The sequence below is a fragment of the Streptomyces sp. NPDC059989 genome, assembly GCF_042736975.1.
Lineage (GTDB): Bacteria > Actinomycetota > Actinomycetes > Streptomycetales > Streptomycetaceae > Streptomyces.
Window position 1 is genome coordinate 19,458 of sequence record NZ_JBHWUO010000025.1, and the last position, 23,630, is coordinate 43,087.

20 protein-coding genes and 1 pseudogene are annotated in these 23,630 nt (G+C 73.9%); 11 read left to right on the forward strand and 10 right to left on the reverse strand.

Features of this window, described 5'->3' with window-relative positions:
- Window position 1 precedes the first annotated feature (1 nt).
- Window positions 2-1,012 carry a tetratricopeptide repeat protein gene (locus ACFWBN_RS22755; RefSeq protein ID WP_385178721.1) on the reverse strand — a complete coding sequence of 337 codons (1,011 nt, stop codon included), beginning with the start codon at window positions 1,010-1,012 and terminating at the stop codon, window positions 2-4.
- Between the two features lie 35 nt (window positions 1,013-1,047).
- Here ACFWBN_RS22755 and ACFWBN_RS22760 point away from each other — a divergent pair, with 35 nt between their 5' ends.
- The 6 genes from ACFWBN_RS22760 (at window position 1,048) to ACFWBN_RS22785 (ending at window position 6,383) form a co-directional block, all read left to right on the forward strand.
- Window positions 1,048-1,392, forward strand: a complete 345-nt coding sequence (locus ACFWBN_RS22760; protein WP_385178722.1) for a hypothetical protein — start codon at window positions 1,048-1,050, stop codon at window positions 1,390-1,392.
- Window positions 1,393-1,409: 17 nt separating this feature from the next.
- Window positions 1,410-2,279, forward strand: a complete 870-nt coding sequence (locus tag ACFWBN_RS22765; protein WP_385178723.1) for a hypothetical protein — start codon at window positions 1,410-1,412, stop codon at window positions 2,277-2,279.
- A 104-nt stretch (window positions 2,280-2,383) separates the two neighbouring features.
- The gene (locus ACFWBN_RS22770) at window positions 2,384-2,899 is read left to right on the forward strand and encodes a hypothetical protein (RefSeq protein ID WP_385178724.1); all 516 of its coding nucleotides are present in this window, start codon (window positions 2,384-2,386) and stop codon (window positions 2,897-2,899) included.
- Between the two features lie 43 nt (window positions 2,900-2,942).
- Entirely contained in the window at window positions 2,943-4,559 is a 1,617-nt protein-coding gene (lnt, locus tag ACFWBN_RS22775; protein ID WP_385178725.1) for an apolipoprotein N-acyltransferase, read from the forward strand.
- Between the two features lie 36 nt (window positions 4,560-4,595).
- Window positions 4,596-5,081, forward strand: coding sequence for an NUDIX domain-containing protein (locus ACFWBN_RS22780; protein WP_385178726.1), 486 nt, complete (start codon window positions 4,596-4,598; stop codon window positions 5,079-5,081).
- A gap of 93 nt (window positions 5,082-5,174) precedes the next feature.
- Window positions 5,175-6,383, forward strand: coding sequence for an acyltransferase family protein (locus ACFWBN_RS22785; protein WP_385178727.1), 1,209 nt, complete (start codon window positions 5,175-5,177; stop codon window positions 6,381-6,383).
- On the opposite strand, the gene ACFWBN_RS22790 is transcribed toward ACFWBN_RS22785, so the two are convergent.
- Both ACFWBN_RS22790 and ACFWBN_RS22795 read right to left on the reverse strand, forming a co-directional pair.
- Window positions 6,373-7,155 carry a trypsin-like serine peptidase gene (locus ACFWBN_RS22790; protein ID WP_385178728.1) on the reverse strand — a complete coding sequence of 261 codons (783 nt, stop codon included), beginning with the start codon at window positions 7,153-7,155 and terminating at the stop codon, window positions 6,373-6,375. The two genes, ACFWBN_RS22785 and ACFWBN_RS22790, sit on opposite strands and share 11 nt — an antisense overlap.
- A 115-nt stretch (window positions 7,156-7,270) precedes the next feature.
- Window positions 7,271-8,734, reverse strand: a complete 1,464-nt coding sequence (locus tag ACFWBN_RS22795; protein WP_385178804.1) for a hypothetical protein — start codon at window positions 8,732-8,734, stop codon at window positions 7,271-7,273.
- A 160-nt stretch (window positions 8,735-8,894) separates the two neighbouring features.
- Between ACFWBN_RS22795 and ACFWBN_RS22800 the strand changes: the two genes are divergently transcribed.
- Window positions 8,895-10,184 carry an ATP-binding protein gene (locus tag ACFWBN_RS22800; RefSeq protein WP_385178729.1) on the forward strand — a complete coding sequence of 430 codons (1,290 nt, stop codon included), beginning with the start codon at window positions 8,895-8,897 and terminating at the stop codon, window positions 10,182-10,184.
- Between the two features lie 350 nt (window positions 10,185-10,534).
- Here ACFWBN_RS22800 and ACFWBN_RS22805 read toward each other — a convergent pair whose 3' ends face one another.
- The 5 genes from ACFWBN_RS22805 to ACFWBN_RS22825 form a co-directional block, all read right to left on the reverse strand.
- Window positions 10,535-11,131, reverse strand: coding sequence for a hypothetical protein (locus tag ACFWBN_RS22805; RefSeq protein WP_385178730.1), 597 nt, complete (start codon window positions 11,129-11,131; stop codon window positions 10,535-10,537).
- Window positions 11,128-12,735, reverse strand: a complete 1,608-nt coding sequence (locus ACFWBN_RS22810; protein WP_385178731.1) for a protein kinase — start codon at window positions 12,733-12,735, stop codon at window positions 11,128-11,130. The genes ACFWBN_RS22805 and ACFWBN_RS22810 overlap by 4 nt, the downstream gene beginning before the upstream one ends.
- Window positions 12,736-12,834: 99 nt before the next feature.
- Window positions 12,835-14,091, reverse strand: a complete 1,257-nt coding sequence (locus tag ACFWBN_RS22815) for a Tm-1-like ATP-binding domain-containing protein (protein ID WP_385178805.1) — start codon at window positions 14,089-14,091, stop codon at window positions 12,835-12,837.
- 48 nt (window positions 14,092-14,139) lie between these two features.
- The gene (locus ACFWBN_RS22820) at window positions 14,140-14,619 is read right to left on the reverse strand and encodes an NUDIX domain-containing protein (RefSeq protein ID WP_385178732.1); all 480 of its coding nucleotides are present in this window, start codon (window positions 14,617-14,619) and stop codon (window positions 14,140-14,142) included.
- A gap of 46 nt (window positions 14,620-14,665) precedes the next feature.
- The gene (locus ACFWBN_RS22825) at window positions 14,666-15,724 is read right to left on the reverse strand and encodes a cation diffusion facilitator family transporter (RefSeq protein ID WP_385178733.1); all 1,059 of its coding nucleotides are present in this window, start codon (window positions 15,722-15,724) and stop codon (window positions 14,666-14,668) included.
- 151 nt (window positions 15,725-15,875) lie between these two features.
- On the opposite strand from ACFWBN_RS22825, the gene ACFWBN_RS22830 reads away from it, so the two are divergent.
- Together ACFWBN_RS22830 and ACFWBN_RS22835 are read left to right on the forward strand one after the other, a co-directional pair.
- Window positions 15,876-18,251 carry an FHA domain-containing protein gene (locus ACFWBN_RS22830; RefSeq protein ID WP_385178734.1) on the forward strand — a complete coding sequence of 792 codons (2,376 nt, stop codon included), beginning with the start codon at window positions 15,876-15,878 and terminating at the stop codon, window positions 18,249-18,251.
- Window positions 18,248-18,949, forward strand: coding sequence for a hypothetical protein (locus ACFWBN_RS22835; protein ID WP_385178735.1), 702 nt, complete (start codon window positions 18,248-18,250; stop codon window positions 18,947-18,949). Before ACFWBN_RS22830 ends, ACFWBN_RS22835 begins: the two co-directional genes overlap by 4 nt.
- 42 nt (window positions 18,950-18,991) lie before the next feature.
- On the opposite strand, the gene ACFWBN_RS22840 is transcribed toward ACFWBN_RS22835, so the two are convergent.
- Entirely contained in the window at window positions 18,992-20,242 is a 1,251-nt protein-coding gene (locus ACFWBN_RS22840) for a streptophobe family protein (protein WP_385178736.1), read from the reverse strand.
- Between the two features lie 96 nt (window positions 20,243-20,338).
- Here ACFWBN_RS22840 and ACFWBN_RS22845 point away from each other — a divergent pair.
- Window positions 20,339-21,634: pseudogene (locus ACFWBN_RS22845) on the forward strand (DUF6777 domain-containing protein); the annotation flags it as partial.
- Between the two features lie 413 nt (window positions 21,635-22,047).
- Here the strand turns inward: ACFWBN_RS22845 and ACFWBN_RS22850 are convergent.
- Window positions 22,048-22,287 (reverse strand): hypothetical protein, encoded by a 240-nt coding sequence (locus tag ACFWBN_RS22850; RefSeq protein WP_385178737.1) that lies wholly within the window; start codon window positions 22,285-22,287, stop codon window positions 22,048-22,050.
- A gap of 126 nt (window positions 22,288-22,413) precedes the next feature.
- Here ACFWBN_RS22850 and ACFWBN_RS22855 point away from each other — a divergent pair, with 126 nt between their 5' ends.
- Window positions 22,414-23,622 (forward strand): sensor histidine kinase, encoded by a 1,209-nt coding sequence (locus tag ACFWBN_RS22855; RefSeq protein WP_385178738.1) that lies wholly within the window; start codon window positions 22,414-22,416, stop codon window positions 23,620-23,622.
- Window positions 23,623-23,630: the final 8 nt, after the last annotated feature.

Sequence of the window (23,630 nt, forward strand, 5' to 3'; positions counted from 1 at the left end):
CTCACACCGTGCACAGGGCCGTGTACGTGCCCGTCCAGTCGTGATGTTCGGTCGTGGAGCCGTCATCGCCGGTGATCCGGATGATGTTGCCGATCGTGACGACGCGGTAGGAGCCGACCAGTACCGTGCGGGCCCGGGATCCGCGCCCGCCGCGCAGCTCGGGGCCGAATTCCACCAGGATCGGCTGATCCGGGTCGTGGTCGGGGTCGAGGCCCGCCACCAGCCGGTTGGCGGCGGCTACGACGTCGGTGTCGACGCTCGCCACGGCCAGATTGGGCATGACGACGTCGGGGACGAGCGCGCTGACGCACGGCACCGCCGCCCGGCGGCGGTGCCTGCCGCTGACGAACTCGGCGTGCAGGTCGAGGTGGTAGCGGGCGGTGACCGCGGACTCCTCCGCCACGGCCCAGCCCGCCGTACCGGCCGGGAGCAGCCGGGCGAGGCGGGTGAGGTGGCGGTCGGCCCCGGCGAAGTCGTCGTGCCCCCAGTGGCCGAGGCCGCGGTTGAGCAGGGTCGGCGGTGAGGGGTTCTTCAGGTCCGACACGAGCCAGTCGTAGATCTCGCTCAGGACGTACCGCATGTTCTCCGGCATGTCCCCGCCGGCGTAGAGGGAGTGGACCCGGTCCATGGCGAAGGCGGCGGCGACCAGGTCGTCCGACATCACGTAGCACCAGGCCAGGTTGAACAGCCCGTACGTCATGTGCGGGAGCAGCACCAGCGCCTGCTCGAAGGCCGGCCGGGCCGCTGCGTACCGTTCCGCGCGGGCGTGGGCGACGCCCAGGTCGTAGTGGTAGCGGGGGTACGAGGGATCGAGGTCGATGGCGTTCTCGAAGTACCCGACCGCGCGGTCGAGTTCGTCGTGGTTGCTGGCGTACACGCCTACGTAGGCGAAGAGTTCGTCGTCCCAGTCGGCGTCGGCCAGCACCCGGTCCAGCCGGGGCAGCAGCTCGGCGGGCGCGGCGCCGGACGCGATGAGCGTACGGGCCCGGTCTCGTGCATCGGTGGAATCCATCGGCGGCCCCCGCGGATCGCGACTACCCTGATGCCATGGCTGATATTGAAGCCTCAATTCGGCTCCTGTGCCAGCAACTTGACGAACTCCGGGCGAAGGCGGCCGAACCCGCGGACCTCGCCGAGATCGAGGCCCTGACGGCCGCGGCCCTGGCCGGAACGGACCTGGGGGAACGGCGCCAGGCCCTGGCCCGGCGGCTCGGCCTCAGCCGCCGCCGTCGGCGCGTCTACACCGAAGTACTCGGCGCGGGGGCGGGGCACAGCGTCCCCGATGTCTTCGTCTGCCCGGCCGGCCGGTGCCCGCGCACCTGGCTGAACGTGCCGGGCAAGGGCGATCCGCCGGTGTGCGCCCTCGACGGCGTCCCGATGCGGCGCGGCTGAGACGACGCGGCCGAGACATGGACTCCTTCCTCTCCGGGCTCGGCAGCAAGCTCGCCGAGAAGTGGCTGACCGTCCTGGTCCTGCCGGGGCTGCTGTTCGTACTGTGCGTGCTGAGCGGGATCGCGCTCCGCGACGCCGGAGCCCTCGACCTGCGCGAGCTGGGCGATCAGGCCTCGGCGGCGGCGACCCGGCTGCGCAAGGACGGTGCGTACGTGCTCGTGGCCGTCGTGACCGCGGCGCTGGCCGCCACCGGAGCGGCCCTCCTCGTCCAGGCGCTGGGCTCCCTCGTCGGCCGGTTCTGGCTGGGCCGCTGGCCCGAGGCCGCGGCCGGCCGCCTGATCCGGTGGCGCCGGGACCGGTGGTCGGACGCCGACGAGGAGGTGGCCGCCGCCCTGGCCGAAGGGCGCTCCGAGGAGGTGGACACGCTGACCGGGCGCCGCAACCGGATGGCCCTGTCCCGGCCCGCCCGGCCCACCTGGATCGGGGACCGCACCCACGGCGTCGACGTCCGGGTCTGGCACGCCTACGGTCTCGACCTGGGCTCGGCGTGGCCCCGCTTGTGGATCCTCGCCGACGACTCCACCCGGGCCGACATCACCGCCGCCCGGACCGCCTACGACCGGGCCGCCGCCCTCACCGGCTGGGGCCTCCTCTACCTCGCGGTCGGCCTCGTGTGGTGGCCCGCCGCACCCGCCGGGGCCGTCGCCGCGCTCACCGGCTGGCGCCGGGGCCGTACCGCCGCCGCCACCTTCGCCGACCTCGCCGAGGCCACCGTGGACCTGCACATCCGGGCCCTCGCCCAGCAGCTCGGCGCCCTGGCCCCCGAGGCGGCCCTCACCCGCGACACGGGCCTGCGGATCACCGCCCTGCTGCGCAAAGGCACCTGACTGCCCCTGCCGCCCCACCCCCCTGCCCGCCCCGCACGCCACCGCGATGAACCGAGTGGGCGAGGGCAGTGGCGCGCATGCGGAACGTGAGTACGCTGCTACACATGACGGTTCACCCGCCGGGCCCGCTCTGGACGGGCCGGGCCTCCAACCGCGCGCAGTGGCTGCTCGCAGCGGCCGGTGCGGCCTGTCTCGCGCTCGGCATCGAGCTCGCCGTCGACAACGCCTGGACCGCCGGTATCGTCCCCCTGCTCATGTCCGTGATCGGCTGCCTCGCCGTGGGACTGCTCATCCTCTACGGCACCCTCGCCTTCGTACACGTCGCCGTCACCGTGGACTCCGAGGCCCTGGAAGTCCGCTGCGGCCACATCGGGCTGCCGCGCCGCAAGATCCGGCTCACCGAGGTGACGTCCGCCGAGTTCATCCCCCGGATCACCCCGCAGCAGTGGGGCGGCTGGGGCTACCGCTGGCGCCCCGAAAAGGGCACCGCGGTCATCGTCCGCCGCGGCGAGGGACTGGAACTGAGGCTCGGCGACGGGAAGATCTTCACCGTGACCGTGGACGACGCCGAGAACGCCGTCCGGGTCATCCGCACCCACCTCAGGGCCCTCGCCCGCTAGGGCCTTACCGCCCCTTCGGCCCAGGGGACGTACACTCCGCCAGATGAGCAGCAGTGTCACCAGCGCGGCCCGGAACGAGCCCTCGAAGCCCGCCTGCGGAGCCCGCACCGAAGCCGGGTCGCCGCCCGCCGCCGGCCTCAAGCGGAAGGGCGCCGGGGCGGTCCGCGCCCTGGCGGCCGCCCTCGCCGGAGTGCTGCTCCACCTCAGTTTCCCGCCCCGCCCCCTGTGGTGGCTGGCCCCCCTCGCCCTCGCCCTGCTCGCCGGCTGCCTCCACGGCCGCCGCGCCCGGGCCGGCTTCGGCCTCGGGTTCCTCGCCGGCCTCGGCTTCCTGCTGCCGCTGCTCGTGTGGACCGGCGAGGAGGTCGGCCCGGTGCCGTGGCTGGCGCTGGCCGCCGTCGAAGCCCTCTTCATCGGCCTCGCCGGCCTCGGCATCGCCCTCGTCAGCCGCCTCCCCGCCTGGCCGCTGTTCGCCGCGGCCGTCTGGGTCGCGGGCGAGGGCCTGCGCGCCCGGGCGCCCTTCGGCGGATTCCCCTGGGGCAAGCTCGCCTTCGGACAGGCCGACGGCGTCTTCACCCCGCTCGCCGCGCTCGGCGGCACCCCGCTGCTCTCCTTCGCCGTGGCCCTCTGCGGATTCGGCCTCTACGAAGCCCTGCGCATCGGCCGCGCCCACCCCCGCCGCGCCACCGCCGCCCTGGCCGCCCTCACCGTCGCCGCCCCGATCGGCGCGGGCCTCGCCGCCCGGCCGCTCGTCTCCGACACCGCCGAAGACGGCACCGTCGTGGCCGCCGTCATCCAGGGCAACGTGCCGCGCCTCGGCCTCGACTTCAACTCCCAGCGCCGCCAGGTCCTGGACAACCACGCCAAACGCACCATCCAGCTCGCCGAGGACGTCAAGGCCGGCCGCGCCCCGAAGCCCGACTTCGTCGTCTGGCCGGAGAACTCCTCCGACCTCGACCCGTACTCCGAACCCGACGCCTACGCCGTCATCGACAAGGCCGTCAAAGCCATCGGCGTGCCCGTGGCCATCGGCGCCGTCGTGTCCCCGGAGACCGGCCCGCTGCGCAACACGATGATCCTCTGGGACCCGGTGGGCGGCCCCACCGCCACCTACGACAAGCGCAAGATCCAGCCCTTCGGCGAGCGCATCCCGATGCGCTCCTTCGTCCGGCTCTTCAGCTCCGACGTGGACCGCGTGCGCCGCGACTTCGGCCCCGGCAAGGACCCCGGCGTCTTCGACATGGCCGGCAGCGGCGTGGGCATGGTCACCTGCTTCGAGGCCGCCTTCGACGACGCCGTCCGCTCCACCGTCCGCGACGGCGCCCAGGTGATCGCCGTACCCAGCAACAACGCCACCTTCGGCCGGACGCAGATGACCTACCAGCAGCTCGCCATGGACCGGATCCGCGCCGTCGAGCACAGCCGCACCGTCCTCGTCCCCGTCACCAGCGGGGTCAGCGCCGTCATCCGGCCCGACGGGCGGATCGTGCGGCAGACGAAGATGTTCACCGCGGACGCCCTGGTCACGGAGATCCCGCTGCGCTCCACCGAGACCCCGGCCACCCGTCTGGGCCCGCTGCCCGAGTACGTGCTGCTGCTGATCGCCGCCGGCGGCCTCGGCGGGCTCCTGACCCGCCGGATCCGCGCCCGCCGATCCGCCTGACACGGAGCCGACGCCGGCGCCTCGTAGGGTCGGGGGATGACCACACCCGATTTCATCCGCGAGATCCGCGTCACCGCCGGGCACCGGCTGCTCCTCCTGCCCGGCGTCACGGCCATCGTCGTCGACGACCACGGCCGGGTGCTGCTCGGCCGCCGCTCCGACACCGGACGGTGGTCCGTCGTCGGAGGCATCGCCGAGCCGGGGGAGCAGCCCGCCGAGACGGCGGTCCGCGAGGTCTACGAGGAGACGGCGGTGCGGTGCGTCCCCGAGCGGGTGGTCCTCGTCCAGATGCTGGAGCCGATCACCTATCCCAACGGCGACGTCTGCCAGTTCCAGGACATCACCTTCCGCTGCCGGGCGACCGGCGGCGAGGCCCGGGCCAACGACAGCGAGTCGCTGGAGGTGGCCTGGTTCGAGGTGGACGCGCTGCCGCCGCTGGACCAGTTCGCCCTGCACCGCATCCACCAGGCCCTGCGCGACGAGCCGACCTGGTTCGAGGTCCCCGCGGAGATCACGGAGTAGGGCGCTGTGGGCCGCCTGTGGGCGCGCTGTACAGTTCCGCAGATCTGACGGCGGTATTCGGACAGCAGTACGTCAACGGGAGGCGGTCGAGGGATGGGCACGGGCAGTGCAGGCGGAGGATCCTCACGCCCGGAGCCGCAGCCGGGCGGCCCACCGGGCGGCGCGGGCCGTGCCGGGCGCCTGGCCGTTCTGGACGGCGTCCGGGTCCTGGCCGCGTTCGCCGTGCTCTTCTACCACTACGTGGTGCTCGCGAGCGCCTGGGGCGAACCGCCCGCGGGCCTCTTCCCGACCGCCCACCGGTTCGCCGTCTACGGCTGGCTCGGCGTCGAGATCTTCTTCCTGGTCAGCGGGTTCGTCATATGCATGAGCGCCTGGGGCCGAGGCCTGGGCGACTTCGCGGTATCCCGGGTCTCCCGGCTCTTCCCCGCCTACTGGGCGGCCGTGGTCTTCACCTCGCTCGTGCTGTTCCTCTGGCCCGAGGTGAGGGACATCAAGAAGTACAGCGACGTCGTCGTGAACCTGTCGATGCTCCAAGGCGGCATCGGGGTCCCGCACATCGACGACGCGTACTGGACCCTCTTCGTCGAGCTCAAGTTCTACGTCCTGTTCGCGGTCGTCGTCATGCGCGGCGTGACCTACCGCAACTGCGTCCTCTTCTGCGGGCTCTGGACCCTCGCCGGAGTGGTGGCCCCGACCGCCGACAACGGCGTTCTGTCCTTCTTCGCGATACCGTCGTCCGCCCCGTACTTCACCGCCGGAATAGCCTTCTACCTGATGCGCCGTTTCCGGCCGAACGCCGTCCTGTGGGCCCTCGTCGGCGTCCAGTTCCTCCTCGCGCAGCACTACGTGCACGACCGCATGGTCTCCAGCCTGGGCAGGGCCGCCACCGAGCAGACGCCCTCCTGGCCCGCCCACGTGATCATCCTGCTCGGCTTCGCCCTGATGGCGGCCCTCGCGCTCGGTGCCCTCGACGGCATCCGCTGGCGCTGGCTCCCGCACGCCGGAGCGGTCACCTACCCGCTCTACCTGATCCACATGATGGCCGGGCTGACGATCATCCACCACTTCCGCGAGGAGGTCGCGCCCGTCCCCCTGGCCCTCGGCGTGACCGCCTGCATGCTGGTCCTCGCCTGGGGCATCCACCGGCTCGTCGAGCGTCCGCTGGGCCGCGTACTGAGCGGCAGCCTGCGCCGCGGGCTGCGGGACATCCGGGTGGGGAGCCCCGGCGGGCCCTCCCTCGACCGGATGCCCTCGCAGCCCGCCGCACCCGAGGCGGAGCGCATCCCCGCCGTCAGTCGGTGACGGACGCCTCGCGGTAGAGCTCCACCGCCTGGTCGCCCATCACCGCGCTGTACGAGACCTCCGGAACCGTGCCGCCGCCCTCGTAGCCGCCGAGCACCCCCGCCAGGGCTCCGTCGACCAGCCAGGGGCTCCCGCTGGTGCCGCCGCTGAGGTCCGGGCAGTCGATCCGGCGCTGGGTATCGGAGAACAGCGCGGTGGTGTTCGCGCAGCGCAGCGGGGCCTCCAGGCCGCGCGGGTAGCCGATCACGCTCACCATGGCGTCGGCGGGCTGCTCCGCGGCGACCGGGAAGCCGCCCACGAGCTCCTCGACCGCCCCGGTCCGCCCGCCGTCCGCAGGGACCACCGTCGCGAAGGCGATGTCGGCGTCCGGGGCCTGGCCGTCCCTCCAGCCCGGGGCGACGTACACGCCGGTGAGCTTCCAGACGCCGTACGGGGCCTTGCCGTCCCGGTAGCCCGGCGCGAAGACCGTGGTGTCCGGGCGGTCCAGGCAGTGTGCGGCGGTGGCGATCACATCGCCGCCGTCGCTGCGCACCACGGCGGCGGTGCAGAAGTGCCCGCCGTCCAGCCCGCCCGCGAACAGGGCGCCCACCCGGCCCGTCTCGGCGTCCGGCAGGGCCTGCGCGGTGACGCCGAGCGGCGGCTCGGCCAGGGCGTCGGGCACGTCCACGCTGAGCAGCGCGGCCATGGCGGCCAGTGCCAGGAGGATCCGTGACGCCCGCCGGGCGCGAGCGCGGGAGCGGCGGCCTGTCAGGGGGTGGGTGCGGTGGATCATGAGGCGAGCCTGCCCGGCGAACCTATGTCCGGAGCCCGGAATTCCGTATGAATCCGCTGTGAATCCGATGGACCCGGTGTGAAATCCGGGCGCCGCCGGCGCTCACCGGCCGGTGCTACTGCGGCCCGCGCCGTTCGTAGACCGTCACCCGGCGGCCCCGGACCTGCCGGTCCTCCACCACCGTGAACCGCTCCCGCAGGACCGCCGCCTTCGCCTTGTCCCGCTCCGCCGACGGCGCCTTCGCCACCTTCGCCGAGTCCGTCACCAGCAGCACCCGCCGCTGTGCGAGCAGCGCCTGCCGTATCCGTGCCGGGTCCGCCTCCTCGCCCTTGAGGGTGGCCGAAGCCACCGGGGTCTCGGCCAGCGCCACGTCCGCCAGGCCCGTGAAGGCGCCCGGTGAGACCAGCGCGGTGTCCCGCCGCGCGGCCGGGACGAACAGCACCGCGTCCCCGTCCCGCTTCAGCCGGGCCACCTCACCGGCCACCGCCAGGACGTCGTCGACCCGGCTCGCCGGCGCCCGCTTGCCCAGCTCCACCGGCAGCAGCGCCAGCACCGACACCCCGACCACGCCCGGCACGAGCAGGCCCGACGCCCTCGGGAACCGGGGCGCGAGGGCCCGTACGGCAGCGCCCAGTCCCGCGCCGACCAGCAGTGCCAGACCCACCATGCTGAACAGCACGTACCGGTCCAGGAACAGCGGCTGCACGAGCGACAGCCCGATCAGCCCGAGCTGGGGAACCGCCAGTAGCGGCAGCCCGACGGCGGCCGCCGAGAGCCGGGCCCGCCCGGGCCGGTCCGCCCACGCGCCGAGGCCGCCGACGGCCAGCAGGATCCCCGGCCCGATCAGCATGTGCCAGGTCAGCGGCGGTATCCAGGACACCTGGTCGGACTGGCTCCGGCTGAAGAGGATCAGCGGCAGCGCCCCCGCCACCGCGCCCGCGCCGTACGCCGTCCAGCGCAGCCACACCGGCCGCCCGGCCCGCACCCACCACAGGGTCGCCGCGTGGGCGGGCAGGATCAGCAGCGACAGCCAGTTCAGCAGGGCGCACACCAGCACGGTGAGCCCGTACGCCGTCCAGCGCGGCCAGGCCCGCCGGCCGGGCCGGACCTCCCCGAGCAGCGACACCAGCAGCAGCGTCGACAGCCCGGCCCCGGCCGCGACCAGCGCGTACGGCCGGCCCTCCTGGAGGTGGAACTGCACGGCCGGCAGCAGCCCGAGGGCCAGCCCGCCGCCGAGCCCCGCCCAGAACCCGGCCAGCCGCCGCCCGATCACCGCCACGCACGCCGCGGCGGCGGCGACCGCCAGCACGGACGGCAGCCGCAGGGTCGTCGTACTCGCGCCGAACACCTCGAAGAGGCCGTGCATCAGCAGGTAGTACAGCCCGTGCACGGCGTCGACGTTCCCGAGCATCCGCCAGATCTCGCCCGCCGGGCGCCCGGCCACCTGCCAGGTCGCCGCCTCGTCCCGCCACACGCTGTCCTGCCGGGAGAGCCCCCACAGGCCGAGCGCCAGGGTCCACAGGAACGGGACGAGCCAGAGGAGGTGCCCGCGTCGGGACGCGGATATGTGGCAAAGCATGAAGGAGTTCGGGTCCTCGGTCTGGCGTTCGGGCGGAAGGCACCAGTCTATGGACGACACGGACGGTTTCCGGACCGCCTGTTGTGCACGACGGTGCGTGATCGCCGGGCCCTGCCGCCCCTAGCCTCGCCGCAGGAGCACGAACGAGGGGCGGTACCCGGTGAACTGGCTCATCCACGACTACCGCGAGAGCGATCTCGCCGCAGTGGTCCACCTGATCGACACGACGGCCGAGCTCGGCCAGGAGTCCGTCTTCTCGCTCGCCGAGTGCATCAGCGCCCTCACCGACCGGCAGCCCTGCGTGGTCGCCGTCCACCAGGGCGTCCCGATCGGCGCGGCCCTCGCCTGCGTCACCGGCGAGCGGGCCTGGGTGATGCGCATCGCGATCGCCTCCGGCTGGCGCGGCCGGGGACTCGCCAGCGCCCTGCTCGTCGAGCTGGAGCGGCGGCTCATCGCCGCCCGCGTCGGGCGTATCGCGTACGTGCTGCCCGAGGAGGACCTCCTCGGCGAGGGCCTCCTCAACGCCGGCTACACGCGCCAGCCGGCCGTGGCCTACTTCGAGAAGACCGAGCCCCTGCACGGACCGGCGGCCGGGCTCCTCGCCGACCTCGGCGGCCGGTTCCTGCCCAACGACCTGTGGACCAAGGTCGCCGGCATGGAAACGGAGAAGGACCTCATCGAGCGGCGCGTGGTGCTGCCGCTCGCCGAGCCCGAGCGGGCCGCCTCGCACGGGGTGCGGCCCCCGCGCGCCATCACCCTCTTCGGCCCGCCCGGCACGGGCAAGACCACCTTCGCCCGCGCCATCGCCTCGCGCCTCGGCTGGCCCTTCGTGGAGCTGCTGCCCTCCCGCCTCGCCGACGAGGGCAACCTGGCGGCGGCCCTGCGCGACGCCTTCGCCCGGATCGCCGAACTGGAGCGGGTGCTCGTCTTCATCGACGAGGTCGAGGAGATCGCACCCGTACGCACCGAGCCCGCGCAGCCGGGCGGGATCCACGGGGTGACGAACGAGCTGCTCAAGCTGATACCCGGCTTCCGGGAGGGCGACGAGCGGCTGCTGGTCTGCGCGACCAACTCCATCCGCTCCCTCGACCCGGCCTTCCTGCGGCCCGGCCGCTTCGACTACCTGATTCCGATCGGCACCCCCGACGCGGGCGCGCGCGCCGCGATCTGGTCCCGCTACACCGCCGGGCGCGCGGACGTGGACGTGGCGGCGCTGGTGTCGGCGACCGAGCTGTTCACGCCGGCCGACATCGAGCACGCGGCGCGGATCGCGGCGCAGGTGTCCTTCGAGCGGGACCTGGAGGCGGTGGGCGCGCGGGGAGCGGCGGCCGCGCAGCTCGGCGCGACCACGGAGGACTACCTGGCGGCGGTCCGGCAGTGCCGGCCGACGGTGACCCCGGCGATGACGGGCGAGTTCGAGGCGGACATCACCGCCCACGCCCGCTTCTGAACTCCGTCCCCCGGTTGCGGCGGGGGACGGGATGGCGAAACGGCCCGCAGCCACTCCCCAAAGCGGCTGCGGGCCTCCCGCGCGGACTTGTGGCCCGGGCGCGGGACGGCCACGTTCCGTCAGGGGTGTATCGCCGGCTGGAACGTGGCGCGCAAGGGTGCCGGAGGTCTTCAGGGAAGCCCTCGTCAACACACAGCCGAGTCAACCAGGGGGCACGGTGGCCGGGCTTCGGCCGCGCGGCCACACCCTCCCCGGCCGGAAGGACGACCGTTCGGGACCCATCATTCGCCCGAACGGCCGATCGGACAGCCTCCGACCACGGGCTTTGTCACCTTCACGAGCCGTTCCGGCTAGCGGGAACAGCGGTACGTGAAATCCGTTGCGGCAGTGTGCCGCGCGGGCGAGAGCAGTTCGAGCTCCGCCTTCGCGGGGTAGGTCCCCGCGCCCTGGAAGGTCCACAGCAGGTGCAGCCGGGCCTCCCGCTGCCCGCTCGGCACCCGCTCCGTCAGCTGCTCGGAGTGCGTGCCGTCGCTGCGGAGCCAGCGGTACGTGAGGGTCCCCGGGCGCCCGTTGGTCCGTACGACGGCGACCACGTCGGCGGCCGCGTCGCAGGCCGGGCCCTTCGGATCGGTGGCGACGGCCACGTCGCGGACCTCCAGGGCGGGCCCGAACCGCTGCCACCCCAGGTACGCGAGCACCGCGGCCAGCACGAGCGCGGCGAGTGCGTACCGCCGCAGGCCGGCGCCCCGCCGCCGCGCGGGCGGGGCGGTGACGGCCACGGGGAACGGCGCGGGCAGGGCCGCCGTGACCCCCGGCCCGAACCGGAGCACCGATCCCTCGACCCGGTCGGGGGCGGCGTCCTGCGGCGGCGGGGGCCCGCTGAACCAGTGGCTGCCGAGGACGGTGGCGCTGTAGTCGTCGCCCTGCGGGGCGTGGGGATCGCTCATCGGGTCGGCGCCTCCTGGCAGCGCGGCAGGTACTGCGAGTCGGACGCGGACCCGTTCGCGGCGGCGGGCTTGGTGGTGACCCGGACCCCGCCGTAGCAGCCCCGCCCGCGGGTGAACGTGTGGGTCTGGACCACCGGCGCGAGGGAGCCGGCCTGCACCACGACGGTGTCCGTCCCGTCGGGCACGGAGTAGGCGCCCTGCTCGTTGCCGAGGAACCACTCGAACACGACGGTGACGGGACCGGTGCCCTCGGCGGCGAGGGAGACGGTCGCCTCGCCCCGGTAGACGCCGGGCCGCAGCGACACGCCGAGCTTCGTGACCTTCGGCGTGGGCGAAGGGGTGGGCGTGGGGCGGGGAGTCGGCGACGTCGAGGCGCTCACCGTCGGCTTCGCCGTCGGCGTCGGGCTGTACGACGCGGAGGGGGAGGGGGACGGGCTCGCGGACGCCGAGGGGCTCGGAGTCGGCGACGGGGAGGCCGAAGCACGGGGCGACGGTGATGCCGTCGGGGTGGCCGGGGCCGTGGAGCCCGGCGGGGCCGCGCTCGTCGTGGCGAACGCGCTCAGCGCCGAGGCCCCGCCCGGGGTGCCGCCGATCGCGTCCGTCGTGAGCACCAGCACCGCCCCCAGCACCAGTGCCACCCCCGTCGCGAGCCACCCGCGCCGGTCCGGGGCCCAGCCCGAGCCGCTGTTCAGCGTGGTCGTCGCCAACGCCGTGGTGCCCTCCGCGGGCGGGCTCGCGGAGGGGAACATCAGCGGCAGCAGCGCGGCCAGCGCCGCCAGCTTGCGCTGGCCGCGCTCCTCCCACGCGGGCCCGTACGCGGCGAGCGCCACCTGCTCCAGCTCCGCCACGAACGCCTCGGCGTTCTCCGGCCGCTGCTCGGGCACCTTGGCCAGGCCCCGCCGGATCAGCGGGCGTACCGGCTCCGGGGCCTCGGTCTCCGGCACCGGCGCCTCGATGTGCTGGACCGCGAGCTCCGCGAAGTTCTCCCCGTCGAAGGGCTTGCGCCCGGTGAGGCACTCGAAGAAGGTGGCCGTCGCCGCGTACACGTCGGCCGCGGGCGACGCCGGCCGGCCCTGCCACTGCTCGGGCGCCATGTAGGCGGGGGTCCCGGCCACGCCGGGCGTGGTCCCGCGGCCCGCCGCGATCCCGAAGTCCACCAGCTTCGAGGCGCCGTCCGCCGCGACCAGCACGTTCTCCGGCTTGTAGTCACGGTGGACGACGCCCGCACGGTGCGCCGCCGCCAGCCCCAGCAGCGAGCCCTTCAGCACCACCAGCGCGGCCTCGGCGTCCGCCCGCCCGGCCCGCTTCAGCAGCGCGCGCAGGGAGATGCCGTCCACCAGCTCCATCACGATGGCCGCGCCGCCGGGCGCCTCCACGTACTCGTACAGCCCCACCACGTACGGGGACCGGAGCCCGCCCAGCAGGCGGGCCTCGGCCCGGAATTCCCGTACGAAGGCCGGGTCCTGGCGCATCCGGTCGCTCAGGTACTTCACGGCGACCGCCGTACCCGTACCGTCGTGGACGGCGAGCACCACGCGGCCGCTGCCGCCCGAGCCGAGCTCGCGGACCTCCGTGTAACCGGGGACCGCCCACGCGTTCGTCATCGTTCCCGTCCCCCCTGACTGCCGTGGCGGCACTGCGCCCCTGGGGACGTGGTTTCCGCCACGGCCGGTTCCCAACCGTGCGGGGGCGACCGGGGTGGCTCAGGCCGCGGCCGAGATCGCGCCGATCATGGCGTGGAGCCGGTCGGCCGCCGCCCGGCCGAAATCGGGGTCGTTGATGTGGGTGTCGTAGTCGTAGAGCCGTGCGGCGCTGCCCCGCAAGCCCTCGCGCAGGGCCGAGAACAGCGCCAGGTCCGCGGCGGGGTCGTGGTAGGGCCCGCCCGGCGCGCCGAGCGTGGACAGTCCGCGCAGGGGGACGCAGACGGCCGTGGGACCGGTCGCCGTACGGAGTTTGGCGGCGACCCGGCGACCCAGCTCAGCGCACTCGGCCTCGGTCGTACGGATCACCGTGATGGACGGGTTGTGGACGCGGACCCGCCGGTAACGGGCCTGCTCGGGCAGGGTCTCCAGCGGGCCGAACTTGACCATGTCCAGTGCCCCCAGGCTCACCACCTGCGGAATCCCGGCCCGCCCCGCCGCGCTGAGCCGGTCGGGGCCCGCCGTGAGGATGCCCCCGCACAGGTCGTCGGCGAGCTCGCTGAGCGTGAGGTCGAGGACGCCCGCGAAGATGCCCTGCCCGGCCAGGGTCTCCAGGGTGCGGCCGCCGGTGCCGCTGACGTGGAAGACGAGCACCTCGTAGCCCAGTTCGGTCAGCCGCTCGCGGGCCGCGTCCACGCCGATCGTGGTCACGCCCGCCATGCTCGCCGCGATCAGCGGGCGGCCGCCCGCTCCCAGCGGGGCCGGCCGGCGCAGCTCCAGCGAGGCGCGGGCGAAGGCCTTCGCCATCCCGGCGACCGCCTCCACCGCGTTGGCCAGGACGGGCGCGGAGATGCTGTTGATCCCCGCGATGTCCACCACGCTGTACATCATCGTGATGTCCGAGGAGCCGACGTACGGGGCCACGTCCCCGGACGCCATCGACGAGACCATCAGTTTCGGTACGCCCAGCGGCAGGGCGCGCATCGCCCGCGTGGCGATGGAGGTGCCGCCGCTGCCGCCGATCGCGAGCACGCCGTCCAGCCTGCCTTCGGCGTGCAGGCGTAAGAGGGTCGCCTCGGCGCCCCGGGCCATCGTGGTCACGGCCGCGCCCCGGTCGGCGGCCGCGCGCAGTTCCGAGAGTTCCGCTCCCGCCGCCCGGGCCACCGCGTCACGCGGCACGTCCGCGGGCACCCGGGGTTCGCCCATTACTCCCGTGTCGACCAGTACCACTTCGACGCCGGCGCGCAGCAGCCTCTCGCGCAGCCAGCCGTACTCCACACCCTTGGTGTCCAGGGTTCCCACCAGCACGACGTTCGTCATATGTGCAATGTCCATGCAGATGGGGATTGTTGGCAAGTAAAGGTGTAGTCAACCCTCCAGTAACCCCAACAGCCGGGTCAGAAAGGGCATTTGAGAGGGCATCAGCTTCTTTTCGGCCAGCGGGGGAGCGAACCAGGCCACCCGGTCCAGCTCGGGGAACTCCTGCACGGTCCCGGAGTGCGGCGGCCACTCCATCGTGAAGGTCCCCGGCGCCATCAGCGCAGGATCGAGATCCGCCTCCACCGCCCAGATGGTCACCAGCTTGCCGCTGCTCAGCCGCACCTCGCCGAGCGACAGGTACTCGCCCTCCGGCGGCGGCAGCCCCAGCTCCTCGGTGAACTCCCGGCGGGCCGCGTTCCGCGGGGTCTCGTCCGGTTCGTACTCGCCCTTCGGGATGGCCCAGCCGCCCGCGTCCCGCCCGGCCCACAGGGGGCCGCCCATGTGCCCGAGCAGGACCTCGACCCCGCCGTCGGACCCCTGGCCGGTCCGGCGGAACAGGAGCAGTCCGGCACTGCGCTTGTTCGTCATGGGTGCATGTATGCCCCGTACGAAGGCGGGTCAGCGGGTCTGCGGGTCAGTGTGCGTGGGGTCCCTCGCGGTGGACCGGCCCGTGCGCGTCCGCGCAGTGCGGGTCGGCGCCCGCGTCGAAGGCGGCCGACTCGCCCGCGCGGCCGACCGTGAGGAGGGACTCCTGCTGGTGGTCCACCTGGAGGGTGGTGTGCGTGATCCCGTACTCCTTGGCCAGCAGCCGCTCCAGGTCCCGGCGTACGGCGTGGCAGTCACCCGCCGGCTCCACGAGCACGTGCGCGGAGAGCGCCGCCTGCCCGGAGGTGATGGTCCAGATGTGCAGGTCGTGCACCTCGGTCACCGGCGGGTGCCCGACCAGCCGGTCGCCGACCGCGTCCGGGTCCACATGGGCCGGGGCGGCCTCCAGGAAGATCCGGCCGGACTCGCGCACCAGTCCGTAGCCCGCCTTGACCATCAGCACCACCACCACGAGGGTGGCGATCGCGTCGGCCTGCCGGAATCCCGTGGTGAGCACGATCAGGCCGGCGACGGCCGTCCCGATGAAGGCGAAGAGGTCGTTCAGGATGTGCTGGTAGGCGCCCTCGACGGCCAGCGAGGACCGGTTCGCCCTGGAGATGCACCAGGCCGCGGCCACATTGACGACGATGCCCGCGAGCGCCGTCACCAGGACCAGCCCGCCCTCCACCGGCGGCGGGTCCATCAGCCGCCGCACCGCCTCGTACGCCAGCCAGACCGCGAGGAGGAGCAGGGTCAGGCCGTTGGCCTGGGCGGAGAGTATCTCCGCCCGCTTGAGGCCGTACGTGAACCCGCCGCGCGCCGGCCGGGCGGCCAGCCGCATCGCGATCAGCGCGAGGACGATCGACACGGCGTCGGTCAGCATGTGGGCGGCGTCGGAGATCAGGGCCAGCGAGTGGGCCACGACGCCGATGACGACCTCGACCGCCATGAACGCGCCGATCAGACCGAGGGCGATCGCCAGCCAGCGCCGGTCGGCGTCGGCGGCCACGCCGTGGCTGTGGCCGCCGTGGCCGTGGCCGTGCGCGTCGTGCCCGTGCGCGTCCTGCCCGGCGTCGTGCCCGTCGTGCGCATGGTCGTGCCCGCTCATGGCATCCCCCGTTTGTTCGGTTCTGACGCGTGAAGTGAAGCGCACCTCGCCGCGATCGGCAAAGGCTGCAACGGGGACCGTTGTCATTACCTATAAGCACCGCCTGACCTGCGGTTATGCCGGTCCGATCGGATCGTGGGAAAATCTGTGCATGGTCCAGCGCCCCGGTGTGCCGACCGCGCCCGAACTCGTCCTGGAGACCGCCAGGGGCTCCACCGAGATGAGCCCGGGCCGGACCTACCACGTCGGCCGGGACCCACTCTGCGAGATCTGCCTCGACGACCCCCGCGTCTCCTGGCACCACGCGATCCTGCGCCCCGAGGGCGACCACTGGACCGTCGAGGACGAGCACAGCACGAACGGCACGTGGGCGGACGGCCACCGCGTCCAGGAGTGGAGCGTCGGCCCCGGCAGCGAGCTGCGCTTCGGCAGCGCCGAGGACGGCCCGCGCGCCGTACTCGTCGGCCGTGCGGCGGCCCGAGCCGCCGAGCCCAGGCCTTCGGGCGTGTGGAGACCGTCCCTGACGGGCACCTTCCGGCAGCCGACCAACATCCGCCCGCTGGCCGCCCGCACCGCCGTCCGCATCGGCCGCGCCCCCGAGAACGACCTCGTCATCGACGAGCTCATCGTCTCGCGCCTGCACGCCGAACTGCGGGCCCTCGCCGACGGCACCTACGAGATCGCCGACCTCGGCAGCCACAACGGCACCTACCTCAACGGCGCCCGCGTCGACCGGGCGGCCCGCGTCGCCGAGGGCGACATCGTCGGCGTCGGCCACTCGGCCTTCTGCCTCGTCGGGGACCAGCTCCAGGAGTACGTGGACACGGGCTCGGTCTCGCTCGACGTCCAGGACCTCACCGTCGCCGTCGACCGAGGCCGCAAGGTCCTCATGGACGGCGTCTCCTTCCCCGTGGGCGCCAACTGCCTGCTCGCCGTCGTCGGCCCCAGCGGCGCCGGCAAGTCCACCCTGCTCGGCGCGCTCACGGGCCTGCGCCCCGCCGACAGCGGCACCGTCCTCTACGACGGCCGCGACCTCTACCGGGACTACGCGGAACTGCGCAGCCGCATCGGCCTCGTGCCCCAGGACGACATCCTGCACGCCCAGCTCACCGTCCGCCGCGCCCTCGTCTACGCCGCCGAACTGCGCTTCCCGCAGGACACCGCCAAGGCCGAACGCGAGGCCAGGGTGGATGAGGTGATCCGCGAACTCGGGCTCGTCCAACGGGCCGACCAGCCCATCCACAGCCTCTCCGGCGGCCAGCGCAAACGGGTCTCCGTCGCCCTCGAACTGCTCACCAAGCCGTCCCTGCTCTTCCTCGACGAACCCACCTCCGGCCTCGACCCCGGCATGGACCGCTCCGTCATGCACATGCTGCGCGGCCTCGCCGACGACGGCCGCACCGTCATCGTGGTCACCCACAGCGTGCTCAGCCTCGACGTCTGCGACCGGCTGCTGTTCCTCGCCCCCGGCGGGCGCGTGGCCTATTTCGGCCCGCCCGACGAGGCCCTGGCCTTCTTCGGTTTCGAGGAGTGGCCGGAGGCGTTCGAGGCGTTCGAGAACCAGCAGGACCGCGACTGGGCGGGGGAGTACCGCGGCTCGCCGGTCCACCGCCGCTACGTCGATGTCACCGGCCGTATGCCCCGGGTCGCGGGGGACGCCGACCGGGTGGCCGGAGCCGTGGCGCAGCCGCCGCCCAAGGCCCAGAGCTGGGGCTCCCAGCTCTCCACCCTGATCCGGCGCTACGCCGCCGTGCTCAGCACCGACCGGACCTTCCTCGTCATCATGGTCGTGCTGCCGTTCGTCATGGGAGCCATGGCCCGCGCGCTGGCCGGCAGCGAACTCACCCCCGAGACGGCACTGAACGCCCTGTTCATCCTGTGCAACGGCGGCGTGCTGACCGGCGCCGCCAACGCGGTGCGCGAACTCGTCAAGGAACGCGTCATCTACCAGCGCGAACGCGCCGTCGGCCTGTCCCGCTCCGCCTACCTGATGTCCAAGGTGGTGGTGCTGGGCACGATCACCGTCGTCCAGGCCGTGGTCCTCACCCTGGTCGGTCTCGCGGGAGTGAAACTCAACGCGCCGGACGGCAAGGGCGTCCTGATGCCACCGCTGATCGAGATCACCCTCGTCGTGGCCCTGCTGTCCTTCGCCGCGATGATGCTCGGCCTGCTGATCTCCGCCCTGGTCCGCAAGGAGGAGGTCACCATGCCGCTGCTGGTCCTCCTCGTCATGGTGAACATCGTCTTCTGCGGCACCCTGCTGAAGCTCTCCGGTGTCCCCGTCATCGAACAACTGGCCTGGTTCGTGCCGTCCCGCTGGGCCATGGGCGCCATGGCCGGCACCATCGACCTGGGTGCGATCGTGCCCGGCAAGCTCACCCAGGATCCGCTGTTCGACCACGAGGCCGGCGTGTGGCTGGCCAACGTCGCCAAGCTGGTGGCCCTGGCCGCGCTCTACGGCGTGCTGGTGGCCCGGCTGCTGCGCCGGTACGAGCCTGCCGTCATGCGGAAGCAGCCGCGGCGATGAGCTTCCCGGACGGGGTCGCCGACTTCCACCCCACCCACATCGTCCCCCAGGAGGGCATGTCCGCCTGGGAGGCCCCCGACGTGACCCGGCCGACCGCCCCCCTGGACCCCTTCCTGCCCGTCCAACTGCTGTCCCGCAGCGGGGAGTGGGGGGAGATCCTGTGCGCCAACGGGTGGTCCGCCTGGGTGGACGGACGGCTGCTGGTCGCCGTGCCGCAGCCGCCGCCCACCACCGGGGGGCCGGCGCCGGCCCGTGCCGAGGATCCGCGCCCGCACCTCGACCGGACCGCCGCCGCCCTGGAGCTCTACCGGCAGGCCGTCGGCGACCTTGCCGCGGGGAGGGTCGACAGCGAGCAGTTCGGCCGCTCCCTACGGGACCTGCGCGCCGGGATCGTGATCGACGGGGAGTCCGTGTGGCTCTACGACGAAGCGGCGGGACGGTGGATGTACGGCGACGGGACCCGCCTGGCCACCTACGCGGTCGCCGCGGGACCGGGGGCCCCGCGCCCGCCGGAGCCCCCGCCGGCGCGGGCGGACAAGGGCGGGGTGGCCGACGTAAAGGAAAGTCCGACACCCCCGGCCGACCCGGTCGCGGCCCAGCTCGACGTACCGCCCGAGCGGGGGGCGGGGCAGGCGGGGCACGACCCGACCCGGATCGTGGATTCGCCGGGGACGGGGGCCGGGTCCGAGGGCAGCTGACCTGGGGCCCTGGGGCCGGACCCGAGCGGCTGACCTGGGGATTCAGACCGGGGCGGACTCGTCGACACGGCCGCGGCGGTGGAGCGGGCGGGCCAGGAGGGCGCCCAGGAAGCCGGCCACCGCACCCCAGAGGAGGGCGAGGCCGACCGTGCGCCACAGCACGGGCGTGAGCCGGACCGTGCCGCCGAGGCCGTCCACGTCGCCGATGCCCAGCAGGGAGAGGCCGAACTGGGCCTGGACCCTCGCGAGCAGGCACACCGTCAGGGTCGCCAGGGCCAGTGCCACGCCGAGGTGCAGCGCGTGCTGCCAGGGGCGGACGTGGGCGGGGGAGCGTACGGCGGCCACTACGCCCGCGCCGAGCAGCAGGACGGCGGCCACGGCCACCAGCCACCACGCCCGGGAGTCCTGCCGCGCGAGCGAGGCCACATCGACCGTGGACAGGTCGGGGCCGCGCAGGACCCGGTCCAGCAGCTGCGGCATCGGCAGTCCGAAGGGGCCCTCGACCCTGCCCTCCCAGGCGCCGCCGAAGCCGAGGGTGAACGCGGGCCAGGCGAGGTTCGGCAGGCCCAGCAGGAGCACCGCCAGGGTGCGGGCGCCGTGGCCCTGCGTCGCGGCCGCCACCAGGCCGACGCCGAGGCCGAGGACGACGTACGCGAGGAGCAGCAGGGTCGTCGCGAAGGCCGCCGGGCGCACGGCCGCGTGGAAGCGGACCAGTCCGGCGGGGAGCGGTGCGCGGCGGGAGACGAGCAGGGAGATGAGCAACAGGCCCAGGATCCACAGCAGTCCGTAGAGCAGGGTGGCCGGCAGGTCGGCCCGGAAGCCCACCGTCGGTGCGGAGTCGATGAGTTCGCCGAGGCGCCCGAGAGGGGAGTCGTCGGTGGAGATGCCGAAGGTCCGGCGGGCGAGGAACGCGGCGCCGGTGAGCGCGACGAGCCAGAGAAGGACCAACGGGGCGGCGCGGGCCAGCAGTTCGCGGGGCCGGGCGACCGCCCGGTTGTGCAGCGGGCGCAGGAAGCAGTACCCGGCGGTGAGGGCGCCGGCCAGGCTCACCGACAGCGGGAGCACGGACAGGCTCGCGTCGGCCCCCGCGAGGAAGCCGGCTCCGCCCGACAGCTCGACCCAGCCGCCGGCCGCCATCACGACGACGGCCGCGACCACGTGCGGGAAGGCGCCGCCGGGCAGATCGCCGGCACCGGCGCACGCCAGTCCGGCCGCGGCGACGGCGGCCATCACCGCGAACCCCGCCACGACCGCTGCGAGGGCGTCCCGCCAAGCCTTGGGCGTTGGGCTCACCCGTTCACCGTAGGCAGCCTCGGCTTGCGGGCACCACCCGGACGGCGCACACAATGGTCCGCAAGGGGGACTTTCTGCGCCTGGGAAGAAGAGCCCATGAGCACTCAACCGGACCGCCCGCGGCCCCAGCAGCCGCCGTCGTCGGAGCGCCCCACGGGGCCGCCCTCAGGCCCGCTCTCGGGCGGGCGGCAGGGTCCGCCGATACCGCCGCCACCGACCGGGCCGCCGGGTGGTCCCGGCGGATCCGGCGGGAAGTCCGGCGGCCCGTGGTGGCGATCCGTACCCCGGCTCGCCACCGCGCTCGTCGCGGTGGCGGCGGCCGTGGCCCTGGCCGTGGTGCTCACCCGGCCCAGCGGCACCGACCAGGCCGGCGGCGAGGTCTTCCTGCAGCCGGTGGCCGCATCCGGCCCGGACCCGTTCACCGAGTCCACCGCGGCGGAGCAGGCCAAACCGCTGCCGGAGACCCCGGAACCGTCGTCCCCCAGCGCCACCAAGGGCACCACGGCGACGACCGGCCCCAAGGCGACGACAGGCCCCAAGGCGACGACCGGCACCCCGACGGGCACCCGGAGCGTCAGCGGGGCCTCGCCGGGCGTCTACGCGGGCACGAGGAACGTCCCCGCCTGCGATGTCGAGAAGCAGATCAGGGCGCTGTCCGCGCAGCCCGCCAAGAACAGCGCCTTTGCCTCGGCCCTCGGCATCCAGCCGGGATCCGTCCCCGGCTACCTGCGCTCGCTCACCCCGGTGCAGCTGCGGATGGACACCCGGGTCACGAACCACGGCTTCCAGAACGGCCGGCTCACCGCCTACCAGGCCGTGCTCCAGGCAGGGACGGCCGTGCTCGTGGACGACCGAGGTGTACCGCGGGTGCGCTGCGCCTGCGGGAACCCGCTGGGTCCCCCGGTGGCGCTCAAGGCCAACCCGAAGCGCTTCGGCCAGACGTGGAACTCGTACCAGCCGACGCGCGTGGTCGTCATCACGCCATCGGTGACCATCGTGAACGTTTTCGTGATCTACGACCACCAGAACCGGCACTGGTACGAGCGGCCCCGCGGCGACCACCGCGGCCGGCACGACAGGCCGGTGCCGCCGCCGGTCATCCCGACGCCCTCGTACATCACCCCGACCGCCACGGCGACGTTCCCGACCCCGACGGGGACGCATACGTCGCCGTCCAAGTCGCCGTCCAAGACGGAGACGGGTACGCCGTCGGAGTCGCCGTCGAAGACGGAGACGGGTACGCCGTCGGAGTCGCCCTCGAAGACGGAGACCGGTACGCCGTCGGAGTCGCCGTCGAAGACGGAGACCGGTACGCCGTCGGAGTCGCCGTCGAAGACCGAGACCGGTACGCCGTCGGAGTCTCCCTCGAAGACGGAGACGGGTTCGCCGTCGGAGTCTCCCTCGAAGACCGAGACCACTACGCCGTCCGAGTCGCCGTCGAAGACGGAGACGGGTACGCCGTCGGAGTCGCCTTCGAAGACCGAGACCCGATCAGAGTCAGCGACGCCCACGGAGACCAAGTCGTCGCCGCCGGTCGACAGGACCGGGCCGGCCGAACGGCCCCCGGCGCCGCCGCCGGTCGACCGGACGCCGCCGCCTGAACGGACTCCGGAGCCTCCGCCGCCTCCGCCGCCTCCGCCGCCCCCGCCGGTCGACAGGACCCCGCCGCCCGAGCGGACCCCGGCGCCCCCGGTCGTGCCGCAGCCCGAACCGCTGCTCACGGCGCAGCCCGAGCCCAGGCCCGGAGCGTAGTACGGCTTCCGTGCCCCCTCCCCAACGCCGGGGAGGGGGCACGGAGACGCGGATCAGGCGCGGCCGCGCCGGGTCAGCGCGTCACCGGCCGCGCCCACCGCGAGGCCGAGGACGACCATGACGACGTAGCTGTAGATCTCGTAGCCGTCGGGGACGAGGAAGCGGACGAATCCCATGAAGTGGATCCAGCCGAACCACTCGTGCAGCAGCCCGCTCGCGCCGCCGACGACGAGGACGAAGCTGAGCACGCCCGACACGGCGGCCACGGGGGACTTCGGGGTGGTGGAGGTCATGCTCCGACGGTAGGCGGGCCGCGCCGGGCGGCGGATCGTCCGTTGGATGTCCGGGTGTCGTACTTAAGTATTCGATGGCCGTGCGGATCCCCGGCGCGGGCCCGGTCCCGCGTAGATTTCCGGGACATGCGCCACTTCCACCGCATCCACCGCACCCGCCGGGACTGGGCCGCCGACCTGGGACTCTTCCTCTTCGCCGCCTGCTTCGCCGCTGTCAGCTCGCAGTCCATTCCGGTGTCGGAGACCCTCAGTCCGGCGTGGCGGGCCGCCGACCAGGCCGTCGGCGGGCTCGGGTGCGCGGCGCTCCTGCTGCGCAGGCGTTGGCCGGTACAGCTCGCGGTGGTGCTGCTCCTCGCGGGCAGCGTGGCGCACTATCTGACCGGCCCCGCGATGGTGGCGGTGTTCACCGTCGCCGCGACCCGGCCGTGGCGGGCCACGGCGTGGGTGGCGGCGCTGGCCTTCGCCCCGCTGCCCGTCTTCCTGTGGCAGCTGCCGGACATGGCCGAGGACCGGGCGGGGTCGGCGGTGACGTACTTCGCCCTGATCGCCGGGTCCATCGGCTGGGGGCTGTTCCGGCGGTCCAGGCAGCAGCTGATCGACTCGCTGCGGGAGCGCGCCGAACTGGCCGAGGCGGACGCCGAGTCGCGCGCCGAGCGGGCCCGTATGGAGGCGCGCGAGGAGATCGCCCGCGAGATGCACGACGTGCTCGGGCACCGGCTGTCGCTGCTGAGCGTGCACGCGGGCGCCCTGGAGTACCACCCCGGCGCCCCGCCGGCGGAGATCGCGCGGGCCGCCGGGGTCATCCGGGAGAGCGCCCACCTGGCCCTGCACGATCTGCGCGAGGTGATCGGCGTACTGCGGACCGGATCGGGACGGGAAGCAGTAGACGGCGACCGCCCGCAGCCGGAACTGGCGGACCTGGAACGGCTGGTGGCGGAGGCCCGGGCCGCGGGCGGCCGGATCGCGCTGATCGGACCGGCGGAGCTGACGGGGCTGAGGGGGCTGACGGGGCCGGCCGACGGGCCCGCGCCGCCGCCGCTGGCCGGGCGGACCGCGTACCGGATCGTGCAGGAGGCGCTGACCAACGTACGCAGGCACGCGCCCGGGGCGACCGTCGAGGTGACGGTGGCCGGGCAGCCGGGCGACGGGCTGACCGTGGAGGTCCGCAACGCCCGCCCGCCGCTGCCGCCCCGATCGGATCCGGGGATCGGCGAGGGCGGCGGACAGGGGCTCATCGGCCTGGCCGAGCGCGCCAGGCTGGCGGGCGGCGAGCTGACGGCCGGCCCGGCGGACGGCGGGTTCCGGGTCCACGCCTGGCTACCCTGGCAGGGCTGAGGAAAGGA